This is a genomic window from uncultured Microbacterium sp. (genome assembly GCF_947488465.1).
GTDB lineage: Bacteria > Actinomycetota > Actinomycetes > Actinomycetales > Microbacteriaceae > Microbacterium.
In genome coordinates this window covers 96,026-119,960 of the sequence record NZ_CANKZA010000006.1, presented here as the reverse complement: position 1 = coordinate 119,960, position 23,935 = coordinate 96,026, and the positions used below count along the sequence as shown (strand labels likewise).

The window sequence follows — 23,935 nt, the reverse complement described above, 5'->3', positions numbered from 1 at the left end:
ACGGAGGAGAGGGCTTGAATGGCGACTCTTCATCAGGACGGCAGTGGCTCCCCGAGCCAGCGCCAGATAGGATCGACGCACCAAAGGCTGACCCGAACAGCTTCAAATTCAAAGGAGAATGAGATGAAGTTCAAGAAGTCAGGCGCAGTACTGGCAGTGATGGCGGCCGTGGCCGTGTCGGTCGGGTCGGCCGGTCCGGCCACCGCATTGGGTAGCTCATCAGCGGGTTGCTCTTCTGTTGAAGCGGTCTATGGCAACAGCTCTGCCACCGGAAGTGCTCAAACATGGACCTCGTATTCGGGCACTTGTGGTCAACTCGGGGTACGTATCTTCTACAGGCTGTATGCAGGTTCGCCGACGTACTACACCTCCTGGCAATACGGGTATAGCTCCGTTTACGCGGGCAACCCCGGCAACACCGTTCTTGGCGGCAATCATCTCGCTAGGCGCGGCGCCAACTCAGATATCAACTTTAACTCGTAATGCGCCGGTTGTTGGTGGTAGCCAGCGCTCTCCTTCTCGCGGCATCCTTGACCGGCTGTGGGGCTAGTGGTTCGAACGTCGGTACCACCGCCGATCAGGGTCATCCAGCCTTGTCGGACGGCGAGGTTAGCTACGACGAGTATCAAGCAGCGTTTCGTGCCTACAGTTCCTGTCTTGAAGACGCGGGCTACAAGTTGGTAGTTCACGCTGAAGAGAACCAGACGATCCAGTTCTCCGTTCCCGGTGGAGCAGTCGAGTCAGGCGTGGATGCAAACTGCTACGACGAAGAATTCGCGGAGGTCGATGCGACCTGGCAGATTGCCCACATCGATACTTCCGAGTCCGCTCGCATACTGCGTACCTGTCTCGAGGGACTCGGTATCACTCCAGGAGAGTCGTATGACGAGATGACCAAACAACTCTCTGATTCTGGCAACGACCCGAGCGCCTGCTCCGCCTACTCGTGAGGGTAGAACGGAAAGGTCGCAAACCTCGTTCGGTTCTCTTCTTCGTCGTCGCATGCATCGGACTGTGGGCGATACCGGTGGCGATCGCCGGAGGCACGTGGGCTGTAGGGGCGGGGCTCGAGAGCGAGGCTGTATCGGCACCTCGAATCGATTACGTAACCGTCGGGGAGCGGATGGATGCCGAGGTACGCGAGGCAGTCGTCGATGTCTACTACGGGTCGGCCTTTGTAGCATCGGGAGGTGCGGGAGGAACGATAACCACGGTCGACGTGATGCCAGGAGATCCCCTCACTGAAGGCGATCACATTGCCTCAATCAACGGCGGGACACTCATCGCATACTCCCAACCACTTCCTCTCTACCGAGCACTATCGAGGGGAGATCGGGGACCGGACGTTGCGGCACTAGCAACGTTCCTCAGCGCGATGGGTCTACTGGATCCAGGCTACGTCGACGACAACTTTGGTCCTCAGCTCGACAGGGCGGTTCGAGAGTTTCAGCGGACGCTCGGCTACCCGGTCGACGGAGTATTTCGACCTGAATTCGTCTTGTACGTAGGTCCCGACTTCACTGTTGGTACCGTGTCGATCCAGCTCGGGGATCAGGTCGCGCCGGGAGCGGAGATCGTCAGAGGGGCACCGCCCGTGCTGAGAGCCGAGATAGTCGGTGTGGATCTGAGACCCCTTCCGCCGTTCTCGGGTGGGCCTCTTTCGCTTGAGATCGCCGGGACGACGTTCACGGTTGATGGCACGTCTCTCGAGGGAGAGGCTGTAGCAGGGATCGCACAGGGCCTCGCCGCGCTATCAATGAGCGGTGAGTTGATTGATGGGGGACAGATTAGGCGATACTCCGACGCAAAGATCTCGTTGGAGAACCCGAGCCGGTGGGGAGCGCTGCCATCTTCTGCGGTGTACGTGGGAGCGGAAGGACAGTTCTGTGCTGTCTCGGATGACGAAACCGTTGAGTCCCTGACGATTGTCCGGGACGCAACCGGCGAAATCGGCACCGTTCTCGTTCCAAGCGAACTTGTTGGATTGAATGTACTAGCCGACGTGTCTCGTGCGGCAGAGAAAATTCTCGCCCAATGCAAGTAGCGGTCGAGGACATAACCGCGATGTTCGGTGGTCGAGTCGTGCTGAAGGTCGGGCACGCGACGTTTCAGTCGGGGGCGATCAGCGGGATTATCGGCCCATCTGGCAGCGGTAAGTCCACACTCCTATCGATCATCGCTGGTTTCCTGCAGCCGGCGACGGGAAAAGTGGAGTATCGCGACGGTGGTCGTCTTGGCCCACCAACGATGTCGGATATTTCATGGGTGCCACAAGGCGCATACCTACTTCCGGACCGAACAGTGCTAGACAACGTGGCGCTGGGCGCACTGTCAGTGGGGCTCGAGCTTGCTGTCGCGAAATTCACTGCGTTGCGCGCCCTGGAAAAGGTTGGACTCGAAGATCGCGGCCGCGATCTCGCGTCCAACCTGTCCGGGGGCGAAGCACAGCGCGTAGCGCTGGCACGTGCAATATGTGCGCCGCGACCGATTATCCTTGCCGACGAACCCACGGCCAGCCTCGACCGAAAATCTGCGGGCACGGTCGCGAACATTCTGAGAAACATGCCCAGCGATCGACTTGTGATCGTCGCCACGCATGACCCACTTCTGATAGAACGATGCGATCAGATCTTGGATCTCGGTGTCTCGTGAGTCATCGAACTGGATGGCGAGTGTCGCACTTGGTGCGCGAGGCCATGAAGAACGTTTTCGGACGCCGCTCGCGGCTTTTTCCTTACGCGGCCGCCGCACTTCTGTCGTCCACGTTTGTTGTCTTGGCGTTGCTCGCTCAGTCGATCGACTTCGACCACGAGATTGCAGCTGCGCACGACAAGGGGAGGAATATCTTCACAGTCCAGTCGTCCTCGTCCGATAGGCCGGTCGTCATCACGCGAGAGTCCTGTGAGCGTCTAACGGGTGAGGCGGCCGTCGTTCGTGCGGGAATCATCACGGACAGGGGCCGGAAGAACGCGCAACCTTTGGGTAGCTCCCTTCCTCTGGTCGCAGTGAGTCCTACCTTGTTACCTCAAGTTGATCAAGGTAGAGCTGTCGTTGGGGTTGCTCTGCATCCCTCGGGCGCAGAAAGCAACATCGTCATTGACGGAGTTGTTCTTCGGGCAGTCTCCGGGCTCCGAGAGCCTGCTGGCATCGACGTCAACTCGGCAATTGCAATCCCTCTGGGGGTAGACGTCGTAGATGATCCTCGATGCGTGATTGAGATGAAGTGGAACGCAGATGGTGATGACCTTCAGCTCGCGCTCAATCAACTGCACGTGCAAGGCGGCCCCATCATCGCTGTTCCCGTCTTCGCGGAGACAACGTCTCTGATTGGTGGCTTCCTAGCGCGTTCTGAGCGATGGCTTCCGATCCTCGTAGGTTGTCTGGGCGGCGTAGCTACGTCTCTCGCAATCCGAACTCGCCGAACTGAGCTCGCTGCTTACGTTTTTGCAGGAGCAACTCGCTCAGCCGTGGCGACGCTTGTGTCGCTTGAGTGCATCCTCATCGGAGGGGTAGCTGCCTTCGGCGGCGTCCTAACCACGCTCACTCTGGCCCCTTTCGCGTTGTCCCCTGCTTCACAGATGTTCGCAATGGTCGCAATGGGCGCAACCTGGATCGCGTCAGCGCTACCAGTTTCGTTGCAGGTCGCAGTTGTCTCGCCTGTTGAGCTCGGAAAGCGTCGGTGACGAGCGTGTTGCGGACCAACACCCGCGGGGCGAGCGGAGCACAGGTCGTTGACAACGCATCCGCGTTTTCTGCCGATCGATGTGTGGTTGCCCTCGCGACGCGATCGCGGATCCGCAAGACAAGGCGAGGCCGCACGGGGGTGCGGAGGCTCGTCCGCTAGCAGTAAAATTTACGCGTCCGCACGGGTGACTACCCGGTGGCGGAGATTGTTCGGCGAGGAGCTGATCGTCATCGAAGCCAGACTCGATCACCGGCGCGAGGTCTACGACCGGTAGGGATGCCGCCATCGGCGCGCGAGCGAGACTGACCAGGGCGAGTGTCGCTACGGCGAACCACAAGCACGTTGTCACGAGCGACGCCCAACGAGGCGAGCTTACTCACGGGAGCATCCGAGAACACGCGGTAACCGACCACAACATCACTGGCAAAAACTACAGAATCGCTGTCATCGGACAGTCTCACTCCAGTTGTCCGATTCTCACGGACCTGTCGAGTCGTCTCACTCCAGTTGTCTGATTCTCACTCCAGTTGTCATGAAGACGGCGTGCCGCGCGGCACCACTTCGCGTCGGGAGTAGCTTGCGGGCAAGCCGGGAGGTTCCATGGGAGCGCTCTGATCGGGTGCGGGATTCTCCGGAAGGGAGAGTTCTCCGTGACCTTGACCCAAGACTGGCTCGCCGCGATTGACGGGACCAACGCTCTCGCGGGCACGATCGAGTTTTCCAGACACGGCCTCCTCCAGCACGCGGATCCCGTCGACGCGGCGCGCGTGAAGTTCGAGGATGCGGATCCGGTACGGGAGTTCCCGTCGTGGCCGGGCAAGCGGAACTTCGAGGGCAAGCTGTGGATGGCCTCGACGGGCCGGCACGTACCGTTCGAGTCGTTCTGGGAGCGTTCGTTCCTGACCTCGCTGGACCGGACGGGGGATGTCGTCGGGGTGGCGAGCCAGCCGATGTGGATCCGCTGGCGGTCACCGAAGCGCTCACACGCGCCCGACTACTTCGTGCGCCGCTCCGATGGGAGTGCGCTGCTCGTCGACGTGAAGCCGGTCGAACTGATCAAGCCCGAAGACAGCATCAAGTTCGAACTCACCCGGCGCCTCGCAGCCGCACTGGGATGGTCATACCTCGTCTTCGATCAACTTCCCGGAGCCACCCAGGCGAACCTGCGCTTCCTGCTTCGATACCGCGAGCCCGCGTGGCTGGAGGGCGTCAACATCGCCGAGCTCAGGCTCACCGGCCGAATGAGTCTGGGCTCGCTCGCGGCGGCCCTCGGTGGCGTTGCCCGCTCAGGTGTCGGCGCCGCGTATGCACTCGTGTGGAGCGGAGTTGCCGAGGCGGATCTGCGCCGGCCCCTGTCGATGACGACCGTCGTCGACCTCGGAGCGGCGGCATGAGCATTCACCCGGGCGACGTCATTCGGTGGCAGGGCGGAAGCCATCAGGTGGTCGCGATCCGACCCACCTACCTGACCTTGCGCGCCATCGATGGTGACGGAGACGACGTGGAGGTGCTCGCCGCCGATCTGCGACATGAGGCGGAACCTGTCGCACCGGCATCGCTCCGCTCCCTGCTGGATCTGCGGAGCCTGCAGGACCTCGACGCGCGCGACCGCAAGATCGTCGACGTGTGGCTCGAGGAACTCGCGCGGTTCGACGACCTGGTGGCGGCGGGCGTGACCAAGCCCGCGGCGCGGCAGCAGATCATCGACGACGTCAATCGTCGACTCGGAACCGACTACAGCCCGGTCAAGGTTTCGCGGCAGCAACGCGCGCTCGAGGAGTTCGGGGTCAGCGGTCTTCTCGATCGACGTCGCCACGGCCTGGCCGACATGCCAGGCCGTTCCTACGACGAGCGCCTGATCGACGCGATCCTGACTGTCCAGGCTGGCCAGGAGCGGAAATCGACTGGAACCGGGACGCGGCTAATCTGGCTCGTCCGCAGAGAGCTGGACGACCGCTTCGGCGAGGGCGTTGTGCCGATGCCGAGCCGCGCAACGATGTACCGGCTCCTGAGTGAGCTCGATGCGGGCAAGCACACGCTCGGGACTGCCCGTACCCGCCGCACCACGGCGAATCAGCCGGATCATATGCACGGGGTGCGGTCGGGGGTGCGGCCCGGGGAGCAGGTGCTGATCGACACGACGCCGATGGAGATCCTCGTCGAGTGCGACGGTGAAACTGTCCGCCCCGATCTCACCCTGTTGCTGTGCGAAGCATCCAGGTCGGTGCTCTCGGGGATCGTCACCGTCGGCTCGCGCAGCATCGACCTGGTGGTGGTCCTCGCTCGCGCTCTCGTGCCGTATGCGTCTCGCCCCGATGGGGTGCGCGCGAACCGGCGTCAGGTATCGGAGGCATGGACCGGCACGGACGGGCTCATGATCGAGCGGTTCGAGGCGATGCGGGACGCGCAGCCGTACGTCTTCCCGGAGTCGATCACGACCGACCGTGGCGCGTCGTACGTGTCCCGGCACTTCTCGGATGCGTGCCGGACGTTGGGGATATCACTCACCGTCAACGCCGAGTACTCGCCGACGCAGAAGGCGAAGATCGAGCGGATGTTCCGCACCGTCAAGGACATGTTCACCCAGTACGCGATCGCGTTCCTCGGGCAGAGCACCGACATGCGCGGCGACGAGATCATTGCGACGAGCCAGCTGCTCACCCTCGAGCAACTGCAGGAGCTGTTCGAAGACTGGGTTGCAGTGACCTGGCAGAACCGACCCCATAAGGCGCTGCGCGACCCCCGCAATCCTCGGCTGATGCTGACGCCGAACCAGATGGTCGCCGCGTACCGGGAGATCGCGCCAGAGTTGCAGGTGCCGCTGACGGCCGAGAAGTACATCGCGCTTCTCCCCACCGAGTGGCGTGTAATCAACCACTACGGCGTCGACATCGACCTGCGCGTCTACGACTCCACAGAACTCGGCCCGCTGCGGAAGAAGCGGTCGCCGCATCATCGGCAGCAGGGCAAGTGGCCGTTCCACGTCGACCCCTACAACCCGATGACGGTATGGCTGGAACTCGGCGACCAGTTCCTCCCGCTCGACTGGCGATCCCCGTACAGCGGAGCTCCGATGGCCGACGAAGTGTGGCGGGTCGCCCGCGCCCAAGCAGCCGCCCGCGGCGAAAGCGAGCCGAGCACCGACGACCTCAACGAAGTGATGCGCCGGTTCATGTACAAGGGCAACGCCATGCCGACGAGGCGGCAGAAGAAGCGTGCTGTAAGCGCACGGATGGATCCGCTGGCGATCACCAACCAGCTCCCTCACATCGCACTGGCGGCCCCGCCGGGCGGCGAGCTTTCGGCTGCTGGTGACGTCGGGGACAAGGAGACCGACTCGGTCGCCGCGAAGCCAGCGTGGCCGGTCGCGGCACCGTTCGGGATGACCCGGTCGCCGGATGAGGCGTGAGCGCCGTGTTCGATGACCTGCTGGGCGACTTCGACTTCGACGCCCCGTCGACCGACTTCGACTATGCGACCAAGGAAGGGTGGCGCGAGTTCGTCGAGTTCGTCGCCCAACGGCCGCTCCGGATCACACTGACCGAGTACGACGCGATGGACTCCTCAGGGCGTGCACTGTTCAACATCGCCCGCGAACGGTACATGACCCTCGGCGCCCGGGTCGCAACCCCATCGCTGCGGCAGGTCGCGGTCGCGATCCGCCATGCTATGGCGGACAACCGCTCCCCGGACGCCAGCAAGTCCGGGGTAATCATCTCCGGCCGGCCAGGTCTCGGGAAGACCACCGCCGTCCAGGAGTTCGGGCGCGCATTCGAGCGAGCCCGCCGGCAACGCGCTGGCAGCACGCGGCGCAACCTAATCCCCGTCGCGTACGTGCCTGTACCCACGCATGCGACGGCGAAGACAATGATCACCAAGCTCGCCGACTTCTACGCCATCCCCTACTCCCGCAACGCGAACTACGAGGTCCTCCTCAGTCGCGTGAGCCATGTGATGCGCGAATGCCGCACGGAACTCGTGATCATCGACGACATCCACCGGCTGGACCTGCACTACCGCGGCAACGAGCAAGTCGCCGACGCTCTCAAAGAACTGTCCGAGAGGTGTCCCGGGACGATGGTCTACGCCGGAGTCGATGTCGCCCGCAACGGCCTGTTCTGGGGCTCCCGCGGTGAACAGATCATGGCTCGATTCGAGCTGGTCAAGTTCGACACCTACGGGACCGGCGAGACCACGGATGCCGCGGTGTGGGGACGCATCCTCGTCGACCTCGAGGACTCCCTGTGCCTGATCTCCCAACCCGACACGGAGATCCTTACCGTCGCTGCTGAGCTCCGCGACCTGTCCCGCGGTTCCATCGGCCGCGTCGCCAGAGCCGTCCGCCGCGGCGCGCGCCGCGCCATCGAGCAACATACCGAACGCCTCGACCTCGACAACGTGCTCGCATCACTGGCGAAAATCCGTGAGGCGGAAGGCTGGATCGAGGAGGAAGCACGGCTGCCGTCACCGCGACCCAAACGAGGCCGCCCCGCTCGAGACAAGTGATGAGGAAGCTTCCCGTGCTCGTCGAACCGTTCGCGGGAGAAACCGTCAGCAGCGTCTACCGTAGACTCGCCGACCGCAACGCCGTGCCGACCGGGGAACTATGGACGTCGATCCGTCACGCTCACCCGCGGCTTCCGCTGCGCACGACACCTGAGCTCGTGCCGCGGCTGGTCGAAGAACTCGCCGACCTCCCGCCCGGGTTCTTCGACGGCCGCAGCTCTGACCGACTGTTCGTCCGTTGCATCCACGCCGACTGGCGACACAGCAACTGCCCGACCTGCGCGCCTCTGCCGTCCGCGGTCACGAAATGCAGACGCTGCACCGGCGGCGAACCCGTCGAAGTGCACACCCGGACCGGAGCGGTGTGTGTGCGACACCGCCGATGGCACTACGCGGGCGCCGACCGGGACCTCACCCGAAGCGCCGACTTCATTCGAGCCGAACGATGCCTCACAGGCACTCTCTGGGAACGCGGCATCGGCCCCGACACAGGCGAACTGGAACTCGCCACGGCCCTCCTTCGCGGCACCGATCTCGGACAGGAGGACGAATCTCATCAAACGGCGCTTGAGCGCCACTATCCCGAAGCGGTGCGCCTCGTCGCGCTGACAACAGAGCCGTGGGCGGAGCGATTCCTCGCGAACACGAATGTGGGACCGATTCAGGTCGCCGCACTCGTAGAAGCAGCCGTGAACGCGGTGACCACGGGCACGTCGCACGACGTCGACGCTGTCCGCGCTTCCTTTCGCGCCGAAGGCCGCGAAACCGTTATCGGTCTCGACCGACCCATGCGGTTTCGGTGCGGCCGATCCTCGGGCCTCAATGAACTCGGTAGGAGAATCCTGACGCTCGCCCCGAGGGTCCGAGCCACACTCCTCCGCCACGCCGACGCCCGTAGGCGCTCCGCCCGGCGGCCGCGCGGCTCGTCGAGGCATGCGCGGGTGTGAAGATCGCGCTCCGCACGCTACCGATTCGACTCGAACCCATCGAAGGGGAGACCGTCGACGGGTTCACGAAACGGCTTGCTCAAGCACACCAGTGCGACGAACGCGATATCCGCCGAATCGTCCTGGACCGCCTCGGTCGCAGCTGGTGGCCTGCGGCGGATCAGCGTGTCGTCGACGTCATCGAGCAGCTCGCAGATCTGCCGAGCGGAGTGCTGCGTCCCGATTTCGAGGCAGCCGGCATGTGGGTCAGATGCGGCCACCGCAGCTGGCGTCCGGAGAAATGCGCCAAATGCGCCCGGTTCGCCGAACCCCGCGCTGCTTGCCTGGAATGCTCCGGCGGGCTCGCCACCACGACGATCGCCCGCGGCGGTGCGCTCTGCCTCACCCACCACCATTGGGCTCACCGCGCCCAGCATGCCGACGTCGACGGCATGCTGGGCTACGAGAACGCGGAACAGTTGCTGCGATCACAGCTCTGGACCCGCGGGGTCGCGCTCCACACCGGAGAACTGAACCTCGCCGCAGCGTTCATCCACGCCTGGCACCAAGGCTCAGGAGGCTCGTCACCGATCCGCGACCGCATGGCGAGAATCGGCATCCCGCACCTCGACACCTACGAAAACGCTCTGCTGTGCGCGTACCCCGAGATCATTCGCTTGGCATACGCGCTCACATCGCCGCGCACGATCACACCGATCCTGGACGTGACCACGTCCGCGCTCACTCAGACCGACTGCCTGCTGCCCGTGATCGCGACAGCAATCGGTGTCGAAGCCAATGGCGCGTTGCGCGAGTTCACGGTCAGCGTCGTCGGGCATGCCCACCGCTCGATGCTGTACATGTACGGCCTCCGCAGCTCTAAGCAGGTCAAACACCAGCGGTGCCCACTCAATCGGGCGCTCATGGCGGCCGCTCACCGGCAGCGCGCGTGCCTCCTCCGCCATGCCAACCCCAGGGGTCTTCCCGACATCGCAGGGACGACGGGCCAGGCCTCGCCACGAGCAGGAGTCATCCGCAACTGGGCGTCGGAGGCCGACGAACTGGCGCTGACGTGACCAAGCAACTTCTCCACGATCTGGGACTGTAACGTCGGGGCGTGCTGCGGAAATAGATACGACAGGACCCTCCGTCTGGAGAGTCTGGGCGAACTCCAAGTGCTCACTCGTCTTGCCGGTCGCCCTCGCGTCTGTGGAGCGCGGGCTGACACCTGCGCAACGCTGAGAGAGGAGTACGAATGTTGAACAAGAGGAAGGGACTGCTCGGCGCAACGACCGCGGCCGTGGTGCTCGGAAGCGTGCTGCTGTGGGCGGGGCCGGCGCAGGCAGCTACTGCGAGCGGGACGCGCCTGTGCACGTCACCGCGTACGCCTGCGTTGCAGATCGACTCGAGCAAGTCGGGCAACGGGACGTGGACGAACTACGACACTGCCGCGAATACCCCCTTCACGTTCCCTGGCGGGAACTCGTGGAGGTACTCGCCCTACTTCCGGGCGAACTGGCTGGTCACCAACGGCAGCACCGGGACTTTCTACAGCTCCCCCTCGGCCAGCTGTGTCGTCTGATCGCCACACGCGGGAGATGCCGGTGCGGTCGGGAAAGCGTGTCCGCGCGCTGTTCCCGGCCGCGCTGGCGGTGGGAGTATTACTACTCGCCGGCTGTAGTTCACCGGAGGTAGCGCCGACGCCGGCCACATCCTCCGCGGGAGCAGACGCCTCCGGTGGCTCATCCCTGTCGAAGAGCATGCGGGCAGTGAAGGAGTGTATGGAGGATGCTGGCATCGTTGTCTATGACGACGGCATGGGCGGACTATACGGTGACTCGAATCTGACCGCGGAGCAGAGTTCTCTCTGGATCTCGGAGAACAACCGCTGCTCCGAAGAGGCAGGTCTCGATGACCCGTTCACGGATGAGGAGTTGCGCGAACTGTATGCGCTCGAGGTCGAGAACTATCAGTGCTTGCTCGGCAACGGGTTCGAGTCGGCCGAGCCGCCGAGTGAACAGACGTACATCGACTCGTGGCGCGGCGGCGTGAAGCCCTACGACTCGACCGACGTGGTGTTCACCAACGGCACCTTCCAGTCGGCGACGAAAGTGTGCCCGTCGCCGCGGTGGAGCTTCGGGTGACACCCAACCGCGACGAAAAGACATCGGGTGCGGGCTCGCCGCGACGGCGCGCCCGCACCATCGCGCTTTCGGCAGCGGCCGGGTTGCTGCTGATCGCGGCGGGAGCGGCGCTGGGCTGGGCCGGTGCAAAGGTGTTCGTCCCGACTCCTGCGGTCGAGGACGCTTCCTACACGCTGGTCACCGTCGAGGAAGGCAGCGTCAGCGGTCATGTAGCGGTGAACACACGCGCGCAGTGGGCCGAGCATCCCGCGGCGCGGAACCTGATGGCCGGAACCGTGACGTCCGTATCGGCCTCGGCGGGACAAGAGATCACTGCGGGAACGGTCATGTACGCGGTCGACCTACAGTCTGTGGTGGTGATGAAGGGGAAGACGCCCGCGTTCCGCACGATGCAGAGCGGAGACCGTGGCGCAGATGTCGCGCAACTGCAGACCTTCCTGATCGAGTCCGGCTACCTCGACGGTGAAGCCGACGGGGCGTGGGCGTGGTCGACGACGGCAGCTGTATTGGAGTGGCAGTCGGCGGCGAAGCTCCCTGTCGACGGCGTGGCCGACATCGGAGAAGTGCTGTTCGTCGCCGATTTGCCGGCCCGAGTCGCGGTGGACACGTCCACGATCAGCCCTGGCGCAGTGGTTGCCGGCGGTGAGGGGGGCCTGGTGCGGCTCGACACCGCACCAACGTTCACGATCCCCGTCTCCGACACGCAGGCTGCGACCTTGCCCGATGATGCCCGAGTAGAGCTCACCGCGCCGGACGGTGAGATCTGGAACGCGAGGATCAGCTCACGAACCACTCTCGAAGACAGCCAGGTCGACCTCGTTCTCGCCGGCGAAGAGGACGCCCCGATTTGCGGCGATGGCTGCGCACAGATCCCGACAGGGGAAGGCTTGCTGCTCGTCAGCCGCGTCATCACTGTCGAGCAGACAGACGGACTGGTCGTGCCCTCCTCGGCAGTGCTCACACTTCCGGACGGGCAAACCGTGCTGGTCGACGCGGAAGGCACCCAGCACCCCGTCACCGTGCTGTCGGGCGCACGCGGGCTGACCGCGATCGACGGGGTCGAGCCGGGCCTGCAAGTCCGGGCGCCGGCGGAGATCCCCTAGATGCTCACCGTCGAGAGTCTCCGGTTCGCGTACCCCTCTGGTCCGAGCATCGTCGAGAGCCTGTCGGAGCGGTTCGTGCCCGGCCAGATGGTCGGCATCACCGGCCCGTCCGGGCGCGGCAAGTCGACACTGCTCTACCTGCTGGGATTGATGCTGACCCCCACTAGTGGTCGGATCCTGCTGGATGGGAAGAGCGTTGCAGGGCTGCGGGATGCTGAGCGAGCACGGCTTCGTGCCCGGCAGTTCGGGTTCGTCTTCCAGGATGCAGCACTCGATGCCACCCGGACCGTGCTGGACAACGTGCTGGAGACCGCCCTCTACCGTGGAGAGAGCCGCCGCGCTCTCAGCCCTACAGCACTGGCACTACTCGATCGGTTCGGCGTCAGCCTGCGCGTGCACGCGAAACCGGGGCAGGTCTCAGGCGGGCAGGCGCAGCGGATCGCGCTAGCGCGGGCGCTGCTGTTGCAGCCGCGCGTGCTGCTGTGCGACGAGCCGACCGGAAACCTCGACCCCGCCTCCACCGACATCGTCCTCGACGCGTTGCGCGAACACGCGTCCTCAGGCGGCGTCGTGGTCGTCGTCACCCACGACCAGGCGGTCGTCGCCCACTGCGACCGGGAGGTGCGGCTGTGAGCCGCGTGCGGGCGATCGTGCGCGAGGCGGTAGCGTCCGCGGTCAGCGGTAGGCTCGCATCGATCACGACGATCGTGCTGGTAGCCGGCATGTGTGCCGCGGTGCTCCTGACGAGCGGACGCGCGGTCGGCGCTCAGCAGCAAGTACTCTCATCCATCGACGAGGCCGGCACCCGAGCCATCCTGATCAGAGCGACCCACGACGCCGGCCTCGACTCCACCGTCCTGGACCGGCTCGCACCGGTCGGCGGCATCGAGACCGCCTTCGCCCTCGGCCCCGCCGAAGACGTCCGCAACACTTCCCTGCCCGACGGCGCTCCGGTGCCGGTGCGCGACTACTGGGGGCCGGTGCTCACGACCGCAACCGACGCATCGCAAGTGGTGCTCTCTCCCCGAGCGGTGGAGGAACTCGGCATGCTCGTCGCCGCCGGCTCGGTAACCCGCAGCAACGGCACAATCCTCAGCGTAAAAGGCCTGATCGCAGACGCCGGGCCACTTGCCGACTTCGAGCCACTCGCCCTCACCCCACGCGAGCCGGACGACGCCGGACGAGTAGCCGTCGTCGTCGTCGTCACCTCAGACGCACGCCTGGTCGCAGCAGTCACCGACACCATCAAGCCCCTCATCGCCGCCGCCGACCCATCCGCAGTGAGCATTACCGATAGTGAAGCGCTCGCCACGCTCCGTGGCACGGTACAGGCGCAGCTCGGTGCGTTCGGCAGCACGCTCGCCGCTGGGGTGCTCGCCCTCACAGGGCTGCTGGTCGCGATCGTTCAGAGCGCACTGGTACTGCTTCGCCGCAAGGACTTCGGCAGGCGTCGTGCGCTGGGAGCAACCCGCGGCCTCATCGCCGCCCTCATCCTCATCCAGACAGCGAGTCTCGCAACGGCGGGCGCCGCCGTCGGCGTCGCCGCATCTGCGATCACTCTTTCCGCCCTCGGAGATCCGCTACCCAGCGTCGACTACACCGCTGCCGTGGCACTGCTCGCGCTCGGGGTGAGCGTCGCCGCGGCGATCGTGCCTGCCATCCTCGCCGCGCGCCGAGATCCCATCCGAGAGCTCCGAGTTCCGTGACCTCATGGCCGTGCGACGTACACGCGGGTCAGCTGTAACGAACACGACCCGACCGGAAATAGATTCAACAAGGCCGCACAACACCGGGATCCTCGGGAGGGAGAGGAGGCGATGTCGTTCGAGACTTTCGCTGACTTCTACAGCCGCTATTACCGACTCATCCTCACCGTCGCCGAGCAGCGCCTAGGAGGGGTGTCCGACGCTGAAGACATCACTGCTGAGGTCTTCCGCATCGCCTGGACCCACCACACCGCCGGCAACACGCTGACCCTCGCCTGGGTCTACCAAGTGCTCCGCAATGTGATCGGCAACGAATACCGGCGCCGCGTCCGCGCCGATCAGCTCGTCGACCAGATCGGCAGCGTCCTCTGGCTCAACAACGCCCTCGCATCAGGAACTGACGACGCCGCCCACCTTCGACGTACGTTGCTCGGCATGGCAGAAGAAGACCGCGAACTGCTCTATATGGCCTTCTGGGAGGACCTCACCCGCACCGAGATCGCCGGCATCCTCGGCATCAGCCCCGGCGCCGCCAGGGTGCGGCTGACCCGAGCGAAACGAAAACTGAGAGCTCGTCTGGACGAACAAGAACAAGAAGCCGCTGAACGGAAGGAGGCGAACGATGGACGAACTTGAGAGACGGCTGCGCGTCGCCCGGCCGATCAGCGGGCACCGCGATTTGCCCCTCACCGATCGCGCCAAACGAGAACTCGCGGACCTCATGCTCGCCGAGCCTGCCCACGACACCCGTCGAACCAGAGTGCGACCCCGTCGGCGGCCCCTGATCGTTTATGCCGTGGCCGTCGCCGCGGCGGTGCTCACCGCCGTACCTGTCGTCGCGACCCTCACAACCCAACCTGCACGCGCGGTGACTCCGCCCATGCTCACCACCACCACCGTGAGCGACAACGCGCGAGACGTACTCGAGGAGATGGGCGACGTCGTGGCCGATGACCTCCCTCAGCAGACAACCGATCCGATTCAGATCACTGTCCAAACATGGGTGCTGCACACCGCCGACGACGGTGGGCCCCTGCCGAGCGTCGTCGTCCCGGAGAACTTCGCCATCACCCAGGCCCCCGACGGCACTCGAACAGTGACCGTCACCGCAGGGGCACCGATCGACCGCGACGGGCACCCCGTCACCGGTGACTCGGTCCCGGTCGAAGGCACCCCGCTCTGGGAGGAGGCTTGGGAACCCGGCGAGTACCTCCCGCTCTACCCGAACCCCCTGCCCAGCGAGCCTGCCCAGATCGCCGCCTTCTTCGCCGAAGTCGTCGGCGAAGAACCCTCCGCCGCGCAGCTCATCCCCGAGCTCAACAGCCTCCTGCTCGAGCAGACCCTCTCCCCCGCTCAGGAGTCAGCGCTGCTGCGATACGTCTCAACGCTCCCCGATATCGAGCTCGTCGGCTCCACCACCGACCGGCTCGGTCGCGACGGCATGATCTTCACCGCCACGAACCCCGACCAACCCGACTACGCACAACGGCTCATCGTCTCACCGACCACGGGCCACATCCTCGCCACCGAGACCATCTACATCGGTGTGACCCGCACCGACATCGCCTCCCCATCCGTCGTCAGCTACTTCGCCTGGAACAGGACCCCCCACCCATGAGAAAGTCCCTCGCCGCCACCGTCCTCGCCATCTCCGCACTCGTCTTCGGCAGCACGCTCCCCGCGCACGCAAGCCAGGCCGGCATCGAGGAGACCATGCAGGCGCGAATCGACCAGACCCTCGCCGACTACCCCGGCGGTACGCAAACCGCCTGGAACGAGATCAGCTGGGACGACGGGGAGATCATCCTCACCCGCGCCGCCGAAGCCCCAGGCGCGAGCCCGCGGGTCGCGCTACTGGCCGTCGCCGACTGCCCGAGCGGCCGCTTCTGCGCCTACAGCGCCGCCAGCTACGGCGGCAGCCGCATCACCTTCTCGACCTGCACCAGCAACCACAGCCCCTCCGCGTTGGGCGGTCCCGTGCGATCACTCGCGAACTCCCGGGCCAGCGGCGCCGTGCGCGCGTACAACAGCTCCAACACGCTCCTCGCGACCGCGAACGCAGGCACCGGGACGAACGTGGGCGGCACAACTACCAAGCTCTCCTGCACCTGATCACGTGACGCGGCGAACGCGTGCAAAGGCCGAAAGTGATTCGTTCGCGCGGGGAGTGCTCCTGGACACGAACTCGGCGCGGACGCGCCGCGAGCTCGGTGCCGTGTACAGCGCCGTTCTTGCGCTCCCTGGACGATGGCTCTTCGAGAGTCGGGACAACTGCGATGAGACGCCTCGCTCGCTCGAACTGACGGGAAGCGTGAGAAAAGGCCTGGTCAGCTTCCTCGCTACCTGACAGCAATCATGAGATCCGACACAAACGTGTCGGTTCGCACTACAAGTGTCCGATTCTCACCTTGTTGTCCGGCCGCTCACCACAACTGTCAGATTCTCATCCAGTTGTCCGGTTGGCGCGGCGTGTCGACGGCCGACGTGTAGCGCCGGTAATAGCTTTCGAGTGTCAGATACACCACCAGTTGGAGGTCGCCGAGGTGAGAGGGACTAAGCCCTAGGCCGAGAGGAGACCCCTGGTGGATCTGACAAAGCGATGGCTTGAAGCCATCGAGGGAACGAACGCGCTCGCGTGCGATCTCGAGTTCCAGGATCGCAAGTTGAGAAGACGGGTCGACGCCCCCGATGCTCGGAACGTTCACTTCGAGTTCGCTGACCCTGTGCGCAAGTTCGCGTCCTGGCCCGGCAAACGAAACTATGAAGGGAAATTCTGGTTCTCTTCGACGAAGCAGCATGTTCCCTTCGAGTCGTTCTGGGAGCGTGCCTATCTCGCGACCCTCGACCGCCCGGGTACCGCGACAGCAGTGGCGAGCCAGCCGATGTGGATTCGTTGGCCAGCCCATGAACGATCGCACGCCCCGGACTACTTCGCGCGGCTCGCGGACGGCTCGGGACTGCTCGTCGACGTCAAACCGCGAGAGCTGACGAAGGAGAAGGATCACGCCGTCTTCGACCTCACGCGCCGGCTTGCGGGAGCGATGGGCTGGACCTACCAGGTGTTTGACGAGATGCCAGGGGCGTTCGAGTCCAACCTCCGCTTCCTCCTTCGCTACAGGGATCCGCAATGGCTTGAGGACGTCGACCTAACGCCACTTCGAGTGGGCGATCCGATGACCATCGCGGATGCGGCGGCACATCTGGCCTCGGGTGTGGCATCGGGGTTGGGGGCAACGTACGCCCTCATCTGGCTCGGCCATCTCGATGTTGACCTCAGCAGGCCTCTAAGTAGTGCCCCATAAAGTGGTGTAGCGCGCGGTGGCCGGTTCGTCGCAAGACGTAGACGCGGTCACCGTGTGATCCTTCGAGGAAACTCTCACATCCCACTCGAAAGGCATCATCACGATGACCGCTCCTCATATTGTCGACCCTGCCCGCCTACTTGGCGAAGCCCTTGCCGATTCGTCCCCAGATCTGATGCGGCAGCTGCTGCAGACCATGATCAACACGCTGCTGTCCGCTGACGCGGACGCCGTCGTCGGCGCGGAATGGGGCAAGCCCTCACCCGACCGCACCGCGCAACGCAACGGCTACCGGCACCGGGACCTGGACACCCGCGTCGGGACGATCGACGTCCAGATCCCGAAGCTGCGGCAGGGCACCTACTTCCCGGAATGGCTGCTCGAGCGCCGCAAACGGGCTGAGACCGCGCTGATCACCGTCGTCGCCGACTGCTACCTCGCCGGGGTGAGCACCCGCCGGATGGACAAGCTCGTGAAGACCCTCGGGATCCACTCGCTGTCGAAGTCGCAGGTGTCCCGGATGGCGGCCGACCTCGACGAGCACGTCGACCAGTTCCGCCACCGACCCCTGGGCGACGCCGGCCCGTTCACGTTCGTCGCCGCCGACGCGCTCACCATGAAAGTCCGCGAAGGTGGGTGTCATCAACGCGGTCGTGCTCGTCGCGACCGGCGTGAACGCCGACGGCCACCGCGAAGTCCTCGGCCTCCGCGTTGCCACCAGCGAGACCGGCGCGGCCTGGAACTCGTTCTTCGCCGACCTCGTCGCCCGCGGCCTCGGCGGGGTTCGCCTGGTCACCAGCGACGCCCACGCCGGCCTCGTGGAGGCGATCGCCGCGAACCTGCCCGGAGCGGTCTGGCAAAGATGCAGAACCCACTACGCGGCGAACCTCATGTCGGTGACGCCGAAGAGCATGTGGCCGGCGGTCAAGGCGATGCTGCACTCGGTCTACGACCAGCCCGATGCCCACGCGGTGAACGCACAATTCGACCGGCTGCTGGACTACGTCGACGGCAAGCTCCCGGACGCGTTCTCACACCTCGACGCCGCCCGCGAGGACATTCTCGCGTTCACCGGGTTCCCCGACGGGCTCTGGCAGCAGATCTGGTCGAACAATCCGAACGAGCGCCTCAACCGAGAGATCCGCCGCCGCACCGACTCCGTGGGCATCTTCCCCAACCGCGACGCGATCATCCGCCTCGTCGGCGCCGTCCTGGCCGAGCAGACCGACGAATGGGCCGAAGGACGCCGCTACCTCGGCCTCGACATCCTCACCAAATCCCGCCTCACCCTCGTCACCGACACCGGAACCGAGGAGGTGACCGACACCACCCTCGAGCTCAGCGCCTAACCACTACCAACAGCAGAAGGATCACCGACCGCTACACCACGTCCCGGGGCTTGACCGGCCTCTATCGCTTCGCACGCCGGTGGAAGTGGGAGTGGGGGTCGCATCGTGATCGTCCACCCCGGCGACCAACTCAGTTGGAACGATTCCACCTACCAGGTGTGCGAAGTGAACGAGGGGTATGTCGTACTTCGGGACACAGTCACGGATGTTGAACGTGAAGTCGCGTCCAGCGTTCTGGAGAAAACAGCAGTCGTCCCCGAGATTCGCCGGCTGAGCAGCCTGAGCGATCTGCGCATACTCAAAACACTGGGCAAGGCCGACCGTCGAGAAGTCGATGTGTGGTTGGAAGAACTGCGCGCGAAAGCGCCGCCTCGCATGGCAGACTTCGGACGCGCCGGGATCGCCAACTACGTCGTGGGAAAGCTAGTCAACTACGGCAAGGTGACGGGCTACCTCAGCTAGATCGCTGCTGGCTGCCTGTTATTCCGCGGTTCGCTCGACTGGGCTCGCGGCGTCCCAGATCCGGTCGTACTCGTTCGCGACCGAGTTCCACGCTGTGCTGACGCCGTCTGAGGGTGACTGAATCTCATTCGAGGCGGGCGGCAGAACGACGAAGTCGTGGGAGATCACGCGCCGGGCGTGATCCTTGCGCCCCTCCGGATCGACGAAGCGCAGAACGAGCAGGTCGCCAACCCGCTGGCAGATCTCCCGCTGCCCCGCGGTTCCTGCGAACGCGGCTTCGTAAACCGGCAACGGGTCCGAGAAGCCGCCATCCCGGAGGAACCGGAAACCCCACGACCGTCCGCGGGTTGCCCAGATAAACGAACCGGGTTCGAGAATCACCTCAAGCTCCGCAGAAGAGTCTGCTCCGTTTCCGCCTTGTCGAGATCCATCTGGAACTGCGTGAGCGTGGCAGTGACGTAGTTGTGCTTGGCGATCGCATCTGCATTGACTTCCCGCAGCTTTTCGCCAGCCAGTTTGGCCGCCTCGTCTACTACGTCTGGATTGATCAGCGCCAAGAGGAATCCGATCGGTCCGGGCGCCTTCACTATTGCCTTACCGATTAAGGCCGCAGCGAGGACGCGAGCACCCCCGTTGAGGAGGTTCTCCGCGACCTTGGCTGGAAGTTGCTGGAGCTGTGCCCATCGCGCATGCCGCTCCAGCGGCAGGATTGCCGCCACAGGAAGGACGAGATCTAGGCCGACACGCTCGGTCACTTCAATCTTGCCGGGCTCGAACTTCGCGGACGAAAGCAGCAAGTAGTCCTCCGCTACAGACATCGCGCTGGGATCCTGCACAAACCCGGCAAGCACCTTCCGGAGTTCGTTTAGGTCATCCGCTGCCTTCAGATCCAGAAGATCCCTGAACTTGAAGGCGTCCATCTCGGGGAGCAAGTCCGCCTTGGACAGGGCCATGATCCAGATTCTTGGGAACTCCACGAGCGACTTGTTGTCATCGAGCAACTTGTCTTTGAGTGAGAGCAGGCCATTGGAGAAATTGCTGAACAACGACTTGAGGTAGCGGTCTTCTTCACCCGCGTTGTCTAGTAGGCACTGTCCATCTACGAGCAGAAGGGCGACGTCCGAGCCGAGAAGTGAGCGAAAAGTATCCACGCGACGCTTGGCCTCTTCATCTCCGCTGACGCCCTGCTCAAACCAGTCGCCGGGGTAGTCGTGCCAAACGAGCCGGAGTGCATCGAACTGCCTAGCCTTCGCGGCTTTGGCGTTCGGCGGGTCGTTCAACTTCACCGAAAAGGCGTACGACGTTGCGGCGAACCGGGTCACGTCCGGTGCGAGGCCCTCGTCACGCATGCCGAGATAGTTGCGGTTCAGGCTCGAGCCCTGGCCGATGTCGTCCGCTACGACCCTGTAGAGGCTGTTCTTGAGGAACTTCGCTTCCTGAGCAGCTCCGTAGAACGATGACACGAGCACGGTCTTGCCGCTGCCGCTTTCCCCAAACACCGCGATGTGTTGCTCCAGCGCCGACTTCTTGATCTGCATGCGATCAAACCTAAGCCACGGCGCTGACATTCTTTAACGTCATGGTTCGCTGTCCATAAGCGATGCGATAGGCAGTGGGGTTGCCTTCCCAGGGACTCTGGACTATGTTATGGGTTGCAACCCATCACCAAAGGAAAGGCTCATGACAGAGACATGGATTCCGCTACTCGTTCAGGAGCAGGACTATCTTGAACTGGCAGCGATCGTCGCCGAGCGGGCGACGCAACGAGTATCTGCGGACGATGCGCGCGAAGTCGTCGTCGAGACCATATCCGGGAGTGAAGCATCATCTCCATTGATCAATGTCGCTTCGTCCGCACTCGCAAAGCACCGACCGTGGGCTGTGGAGGACCTTCACAAACTCATGACGAGCGGCGCTATTACTGCCCAGCGCTGGACGCGCGCCATCGATGTCTGTGCCGCACACGTCGGCGAGTTCTTGTCGACGCAACAGATCGCGACGGAGTCCGGCATGAGCGTAAATGAGTGGCGCGATGCCCCGCGCAAGATTTCTCGACATCTCGCGAGCAACTATCCCAATGTCAACGGGAAGTGGCCGCTCGCGGTACTCAGCGGTAAGTCGCTCGGCCACAGCTACGACCAGGCGTACTGGGCAATCACCGAAGAGCAGGCTGCGCGGTGGGCGACCGCACGAGAGGCCGCTAAATGAGCGATCACCCGGAGCATGTCGACGACGAGCCCACGGACGCTGACGAAACGCCGTATCCATCGCTTGATGCAGCGTTCAGTCATCAGCAGACGCCACTAGAGAATCGAGCCTTCATTCGGAACCTCCTCGCCGAGATCGATGTCGCTGGATACTACGACCGTGGCAACTACATCAAGGTCACGCGCGCTCAGGGTGGCTACGCCATTCAGCTTCACTACGGCTACTCCAACGGATTCCGGGGGGAGGCCGAGATCACACGCGGTGTCGGGGATGTTGATCGATGGCGCAGCGGTCGTGGCATCAACCTCTGGGGCGTCTCCCACCCGGAGAACAAGCTTCGCAGCGCTGGCACGATGGAGAACAAGTCTGAGAAACGCGAGTGGGGCTTCTGCCCTATTTGTGGTCTCAAGTTGCCAGCGTCGGCTCGTTGCGACAACTGCGACTGACGGCGGTCGTGACCACAGAACTGGGTTCAGCTCCCGTTCGCGCTCTTCCTATTTCGAACGATCAGCCCCGTCGCTCTGGCCGTCTTCAGATGGACGTGTACTCAATCTCGTCGTGCCGGCCATCGCCGCTGGTGCAGGCGCTCGTTCTGATGGGATCCTGGATGGTTCAGTCCGAGGGCTGCCGCCGTGATTCGAGGCGTGGCAGGGGCGATGGGTTGATCGAACCCTCGAACGCTGTGTGATTCGAGACCGGTGAACCTCGGTCGCTCAGCGTCCGACACCTCTGGAACAATTGGTGTGGCACTCCAGCTCCGCGCTTCGAGTTGCACGACTGGGGAGTTGACTTGAGCGACGAAGAAGTTCGCGTGGTTTGCCGGCGATGCGAGCACGGGTTTGTGGGACGCGGGAGATCCGCATTCGCTGGGATGCGCTCGTTTGAGTGTCCGAACTGCGGCAGGTGGGTCCTGTATCCCTTGACGCGGGGGTGGCGCGTCTTCTGGTGGGTGTTGGCTGTGCTCACTGCCACCGCCGGCGTGGCGGCCAACGTCACCCTTCATGAGGGCTACTCGTGGATTCCTGCGGGCGTTGGCCTTCTCTCGTTCGTCGTTCTCTGCGTGGACGTGGGGGTGCGGCGTCGAGTCGCGCAGGCACACCGCATCGCGCTCTCGTCCGGGTTCGTCGATGACGGCGATCGTGTCACCAAGACCGGGGGCGACAAGAGCAGAAGCGAAGCAGCGCCGATGTACATCGCCTTGCTTACGGTGGTGATCACTTTTTCCGTGCTGTCGAGCGTCCTCGGCGCATTGGCGGTTGCTGGCCTGAACAACGCGTACTCGTACAGGGTCGTGCTCCAGGAGGCGGTACCGGCCACGTCGCAGGATGGGTATGGCAGCGCAATGAATCTGACTCAGAGCGGCGGCGACCTCTGCGGGGATGGTGAGGACTACGGCGGTTGCCTCAACATGCATGTCTCGATGTACAACAGCGTCTGCGTAGGCACCGCTCTGACTACGTCCGCGCAGGCGACTTGCTCATCGCTCCTCGATTTCATCGAGGATGTCCGAGTTCAGGTCGAAGACTGCGGTACGGGATGCACGACCCGGGCGAACGCCGAGGGGCGTTGGGGTTGGGCGCATCTTCGACCCTCAGTCGGCCGCGTCTCGATCTCCAACGACAACGCCGTATCGGAGGTCTCGACCGAGGAGCATTGCCTCTTTGTGCTCGGCCCGATCCAGCTCGGCAGTTGCCCCGGCCAGTCGGATGTCGGCCCACCGGCTAGTTTGTCCGGCTGATGGACTTTTAAAGGCCATCCGCCAGCAGTTTGTCCCACATCCCCGCCAACTAGATTGTCCTTCCCGAATCGACGCGTCGACCCCCGCCTCCGCGACGCCAAGTCCGCGGGATCCGAAGCCGGCGTCTGAACCACTACGCGCGAATCGAACGAGAGAGTCGAAAGATCCAATGAAGTTCTTCAAGACCAAAGTCCTGCTGTGGCCGATGCTTCTCCTGGTGGGAGCCGTGGCCGCAGCGGGCATCTTCGGAGTGGTCACACTGTGGCTCGCGTCGCCTTTCAGCGTGGCGACGCAGTCGCGGAGCACGCAGGTGGTCGAAGCGATGGAACGAAAGGGAGATGTCGTTCTACTCGCCATGAGCGTGGTGGCTGTCGACGACGACAAGACCAACCTCAAGTTCTATGGGTTAGACGTTCCGGGCAGCGACAGGGCGACGTTCCTGCGATACGAGTTTGACGCCAAGCTCGGCTTTGCGGGGGCAGACGTGGAGATCGATGACGCCGGTGACAACCATTTCGTCGTATCGATTCCAAGATTCGCCTTCATCGGCTATGACAATTTCGATTCCGAGGTCGCGGCCGAGAAGAACGGACTTATCAGCTGGCTTACACCCGCCATCGACGACCGCGAGATGGCCGAGAAGTTCCTCAATGACGAGAAGGAGCAGGAGTACGTCATCAAGAACATCGAGCTCCTCAAGGAAGAAGCCCAGGCGTTCTACACCGATATCGTGAGCGCGGTTGACCCGAACATCACGCTTGAGTTCGAGTTCGCAGATTGACCGCCGACAGCACACGAAGCAGGAG

General features: G+C 63.9%; 25 protein-coding genes and 1 pseudogene. 24 read left to right on the top strand and 2 right to left on the bottom strand.

What is annotated here, in order from left to right; all coding sequences use genetic code 11:
- Positions 1 to 123: 123 nt before the first annotated feature.
- The 20 genes and pseudogenes from Q0653_RS13120 (at position 124) to Q0653_RS13025 (ending at position 19,183) form a co-directional block, all read left to right on the top strand.
- On the top strand, positions 124 to 483 hold the full coding sequence (locus tag Q0653_RS13120) for a hypothetical protein (RefSeq protein ID WP_282837502.1): 360 nt from the start codon (positions 124 to 126) through the stop codon (positions 481 to 483).
- Between the two features lie 110 nt (positions 484 to 593).
- Complete coding sequence (locus Q0653_RS13115) at positions 594 to 950, top strand: hypothetical protein (RefSeq protein WP_298945059.1); 357 nt, start codon at positions 594 to 596, stop codon at positions 948 to 950.
- Positions 951 to 1,027: 77 nt separating this feature from the next.
- Positions 1,028 to 2,044 (top strand): peptidoglycan-binding protein, encoded by a 1,017-nt coding sequence (locus Q0653_RS13110; RefSeq protein ID WP_298945057.1) that lies wholly within the window; start codon positions 1,028 to 1,030, stop codon positions 2,042 to 2,044.
- A complete protein-coding gene (locus Q0653_RS13105) occupies positions 2,035 to 2,652 on the top strand; it encodes an ATP-binding cassette domain-containing protein (protein ID WP_282837505.1) in 618 nt (205 codons plus the stop codon). The genes Q0653_RS13110 and Q0653_RS13105 overlap by 10 nt, the downstream gene beginning before the upstream one ends.
- A gap of 1,683 nt (positions 2,653 to 4,335) precedes the next feature.
- Positions 4,336 to 5,079: a TnsA-like heteromeric transposase endonuclease subunit gene (locus tag Q0653_RS13100; protein ID WP_298742182.1), complete on the top strand. Its 744-nt coding sequence runs from the start codon at positions 4,336 to 4,338 to the stop codon at positions 5,077 to 5,079.
- Positions 5,076 to 7,094 carry a hypothetical protein gene (locus Q0653_RS13095; RefSeq protein ID WP_298945050.1) on the top strand — a complete coding sequence of 673 codons (2,019 nt, stop codon included), beginning with the start codon at positions 5,076 to 5,078 and terminating at the stop codon, positions 7,092 to 7,094. The genes Q0653_RS13100 and Q0653_RS13095 overlap by 4 nt, the downstream gene beginning before the upstream one ends.
- On the top strand, positions 7,091 to 8,191 hold the full coding sequence (locus Q0653_RS13090) for a TniB family NTP-binding protein (RefSeq protein ID WP_298945048.1): 1,101 nt from the start codon (positions 7,091 to 7,093) through the stop codon (positions 8,189 to 8,191). The genes Q0653_RS13095 and Q0653_RS13090 overlap by 4 nt, the downstream gene beginning before the upstream one ends.
- Positions 8,191 to 9,138 carry a hypothetical protein gene (locus tag Q0653_RS13085; RefSeq protein WP_298945045.1) on the top strand — a complete coding sequence of 316 codons (948 nt, stop codon included), beginning with the start codon at positions 8,191 to 8,193 and terminating at the stop codon, positions 9,136 to 9,138. Before Q0653_RS13090 ends, Q0653_RS13085 begins: the two co-directional genes overlap by 1 nt.
- Complete coding sequence (locus Q0653_RS13080) at positions 9,135 to 10,193, top strand: hypothetical protein (protein ID WP_298945043.1); 1,059 nt, start codon at positions 9,135 to 9,137, stop codon at positions 10,191 to 10,193. Before Q0653_RS13085 ends, Q0653_RS13080 begins: the two co-directional genes overlap by 4 nt.
- Positions 10,194 to 10,372: 179 nt before the next feature.
- The gene (locus Q0653_RS13075) at positions 10,373 to 10,699 is read left to right on the top strand and encodes a hypothetical protein (RefSeq protein WP_298945041.1); all 327 of its coding nucleotides are present in this window, start codon (positions 10,373 to 10,375) and stop codon (positions 10,697 to 10,699) included.
- A 199-nt stretch (positions 10,700 to 10,898) separates the two neighbouring features.
- Entirely contained in the window at positions 10,899 to 11,261 is a 363-nt protein-coding gene (locus Q0653_RS13070; protein WP_298945039.1) for a hypothetical protein, read from the top strand.
- The gene (locus Q0653_RS13065; protein ID WP_298945036.1) at positions 11,258 to 12,364 is read left to right on the top strand and encodes a peptidoglycan-binding domain-containing protein; all 1,107 of its coding nucleotides are present in this window, start codon (positions 11,258 to 11,260) and stop codon (positions 12,362 to 12,364) included. Before Q0653_RS13070 ends, Q0653_RS13065 begins: the two co-directional genes overlap by 4 nt.
- Complete coding sequence (locus Q0653_RS13060) at positions 12,365 to 12,997, top strand: ATP-binding cassette domain-containing protein (RefSeq protein ID WP_298945034.1); 633 nt, start codon at positions 12,365 to 12,367, stop codon at positions 12,995 to 12,997. It begins immediately after the preceding gene.
- Positions 12,994 to 14,070 (top strand): FtsX-like permease family protein, encoded by a 1,077-nt coding sequence (locus tag Q0653_RS13055; protein WP_298945032.1) that lies wholly within the window; start codon positions 12,994 to 12,996, stop codon positions 14,068 to 14,070. Before Q0653_RS13060 ends, Q0653_RS13055 begins: the two co-directional genes overlap by 4 nt.
- 111 nt (positions 14,071 to 14,181) lie before the next feature.
- Complete coding sequence (locus Q0653_RS13050) at positions 14,182 to 14,706, top strand: sigma-70 family RNA polymerase sigma factor (protein ID WP_298945030.1); 525 nt, start codon at positions 14,182 to 14,184, stop codon at positions 14,704 to 14,706.
- On the top strand, positions 14,693 to 15,688 hold the full coding sequence (locus Q0653_RS13045) for a hypothetical protein (protein ID WP_298945028.1): 996 nt from the start codon (positions 14,693 to 14,695) through the stop codon (positions 15,686 to 15,688). The genes Q0653_RS13050 and Q0653_RS13045 overlap by 14 nt, the downstream gene beginning before the upstream one ends.
- Positions 15,685 to 16,182 (top strand): peptidase inhibitor family I36 protein, encoded by a 498-nt coding sequence (locus Q0653_RS13040; RefSeq protein WP_298945026.1) that lies wholly within the window; start codon positions 15,685 to 15,687, stop codon positions 16,180 to 16,182. Before Q0653_RS13045 ends, Q0653_RS13040 begins: the two co-directional genes overlap by 4 nt.
- Before the next feature lie 470 nt (positions 16,183 to 16,652).
- The gene (locus Q0653_RS13035; protein WP_298945024.1) at positions 16,653 to 17,372 is read left to right on the top strand and encodes a TnsA-like heteromeric transposase endonuclease subunit; all 720 of its coding nucleotides are present in this window, start codon (positions 16,653 to 16,655) and stop codon (positions 17,370 to 17,372) included.
- Between the two features lie 103 nt (positions 17,373 to 17,475).
- Positions 17,476 to 18,721, top strand: a pseudogene (locus Q0653_RS13030) (IS256 family transposase).
- A 105-nt stretch (positions 18,722 to 18,826) separates the two neighbouring features.
- Positions 18,827 to 19,183 (top strand): hypothetical protein, encoded by a 357-nt coding sequence (locus tag Q0653_RS13025; protein ID WP_298945022.1) that lies wholly within the window; start codon positions 18,827 to 18,829, stop codon positions 19,181 to 19,183.
- 18 nt (positions 19,184 to 19,201) lie between these two features.
- Here Q0653_RS13025 and Q0653_RS13020 read toward each other — a convergent pair whose 3' ends face one another.
- Positions 19,202 to 19,564 carry a hypothetical protein gene (locus Q0653_RS13020; protein WP_298945020.1) on the bottom strand — a complete coding sequence of 121 codons (363 nt, stop codon included), beginning with the start codon at positions 19,562 to 19,564 and terminating at the stop codon, positions 19,202 to 19,204.
- A complete protein-coding gene (locus Q0653_RS13015) occupies positions 19,561 to 20,721 on the bottom strand; it encodes an ATP/GTP-binding protein (protein WP_298945018.1) in 1,161 nt (386 codons plus the stop codon). Before Q0653_RS13015 ends, Q0653_RS13020 begins: the two co-directional genes overlap by 4 nt.
- A gap of 142 nt (positions 20,722 to 20,863) precedes the next feature.
- Between Q0653_RS13015 and Q0653_RS13010 the strand changes: the two genes are divergently transcribed.
- The 4 genes from Q0653_RS13010 to Q0653_RS12995 all read left to right on the top strand — a co-directional run bounded on the left by Q0653_RS13010 (position 20,864) and on the right by Q0653_RS12995 (position 23,910).
- Positions 20,864 to 21,391 (top strand): hypothetical protein, encoded by a 528-nt coding sequence (locus Q0653_RS13010; RefSeq protein ID WP_298945017.1) that lies wholly within the window; start codon positions 20,864 to 20,866, stop codon positions 21,389 to 21,391.
- Entirely contained in the window at positions 21,388 to 21,837 is a 450-nt protein-coding gene (locus Q0653_RS13005; protein WP_298945015.1) for a hypothetical protein, read from the top strand. The genes Q0653_RS13010 and Q0653_RS13005 overlap by 4 nt, the downstream gene beginning before the upstream one ends.
- A 512-nt stretch (positions 21,838 to 22,349) precedes the next feature.
- Entirely contained in the window at positions 22,350 to 23,129 is a 780-nt protein-coding gene (locus Q0653_RS13000; protein ID WP_298945013.1) for a hypothetical protein, read from the top strand.
- Positions 23,130 to 23,298: 169 nt separating this feature from the next.
- Entirely contained in the window at positions 23,299 to 23,910 is a 612-nt protein-coding gene (locus tag Q0653_RS12995; RefSeq protein ID WP_298945011.1) for a hypothetical protein, read from the top strand.
- The last annotated feature ends 25 nt before the right edge of the window (positions 23,911 to 23,935 follow it).

Coding starts and splice junctions, on each gene's coding strand:
- Q0653_RS13120 (WP_282837502.1), top strand. CDS start 124: ATGAAGTTCAAGAAGTCAGGCGCAGTACTGGCAGTGATGGCGGCCGTG.
- Q0653_RS13105 (WP_282837505.1), top strand. CDS start 2,035: ATGCAAGTAGCGGTCGAGGACATAACCGCGATGTTCGGTGGTCGAGTC.
- Q0653_RS13095 (WP_298945050.1), top strand. CDS start 5,076: ATGAGCATTCACCCGGGCGACGTCATTCGGTGGCAGGGCGGAAGCCAT.
- Q0653_RS13085 (WP_298945045.1), top strand. CDS start 8,191: ATGAGGAAGCTTCCCGTGCTCGTCGAACCGTTCGCGGGAGAAACCGTC.
- Q0653_RS13075 (WP_298945041.1), top strand. CDS start 10,373: ATGTTGAACAAGAGGAAGGGACTGCTCGGCGCAACGACCGCGGCCGTG.
- Q0653_RS13070 (WP_298945039.1), top strand. CDS start 10,899: ATGGAGGATGCTGGCATCGTTGTCTATGACGACGGCATGGGCGGACTA.
- Q0653_RS13060 (WP_298945034.1), top strand. CDS start 12,365: ATGCTCACCGTCGAGAGTCTCCGGTTCGCGTACCCCTCTGGTCCGAGC.
- Q0653_RS13050 (WP_298945030.1), top strand. CDS start 14,182: ATGTCGTTCGAGACTTTCGCTGACTTCTACAGCCGCTATTACCGACTC.
- Q0653_RS13045 (WP_298945028.1), top strand. CDS start 14,693: ATGGACGAACTTGAGAGACGGCTGCGCGTCGCCCGGCCGATCAGCGGG.
- Q0653_RS13040 (WP_298945026.1), top strand. CDS start 15,685: ATGAGAAAGTCCCTCGCCGCCACCGTCCTCGCCATCTCCGCACTCGTC.
- Q0653_RS13015 (WP_298945018.1), bottom strand. CDS start 20,721: ATGCAGATCAAGAAGTCGGCGCTGGAGCAACACATCGCGGTGTTTGGG.
- Q0653_RS13010 (WP_298945017.1), top strand. CDS start 20,864: ATGACAGAGACATGGATTCCGCTACTCGTTCAGGAGCAGGACTATCTT.
- Q0653_RS13005 (WP_298945015.1), top strand. CDS start 21,388: ATGAGCGATCACCCGGAGCATGTCGACGACGAGCCCACGGACGCTGAC.
- Q0653_RS12995 (WP_298945011.1), top strand. CDS start 23,299: ATGAAGTTCTTCAAGACCAAAGTCCTGCTGTGGCCGATGCTTCTCCTG.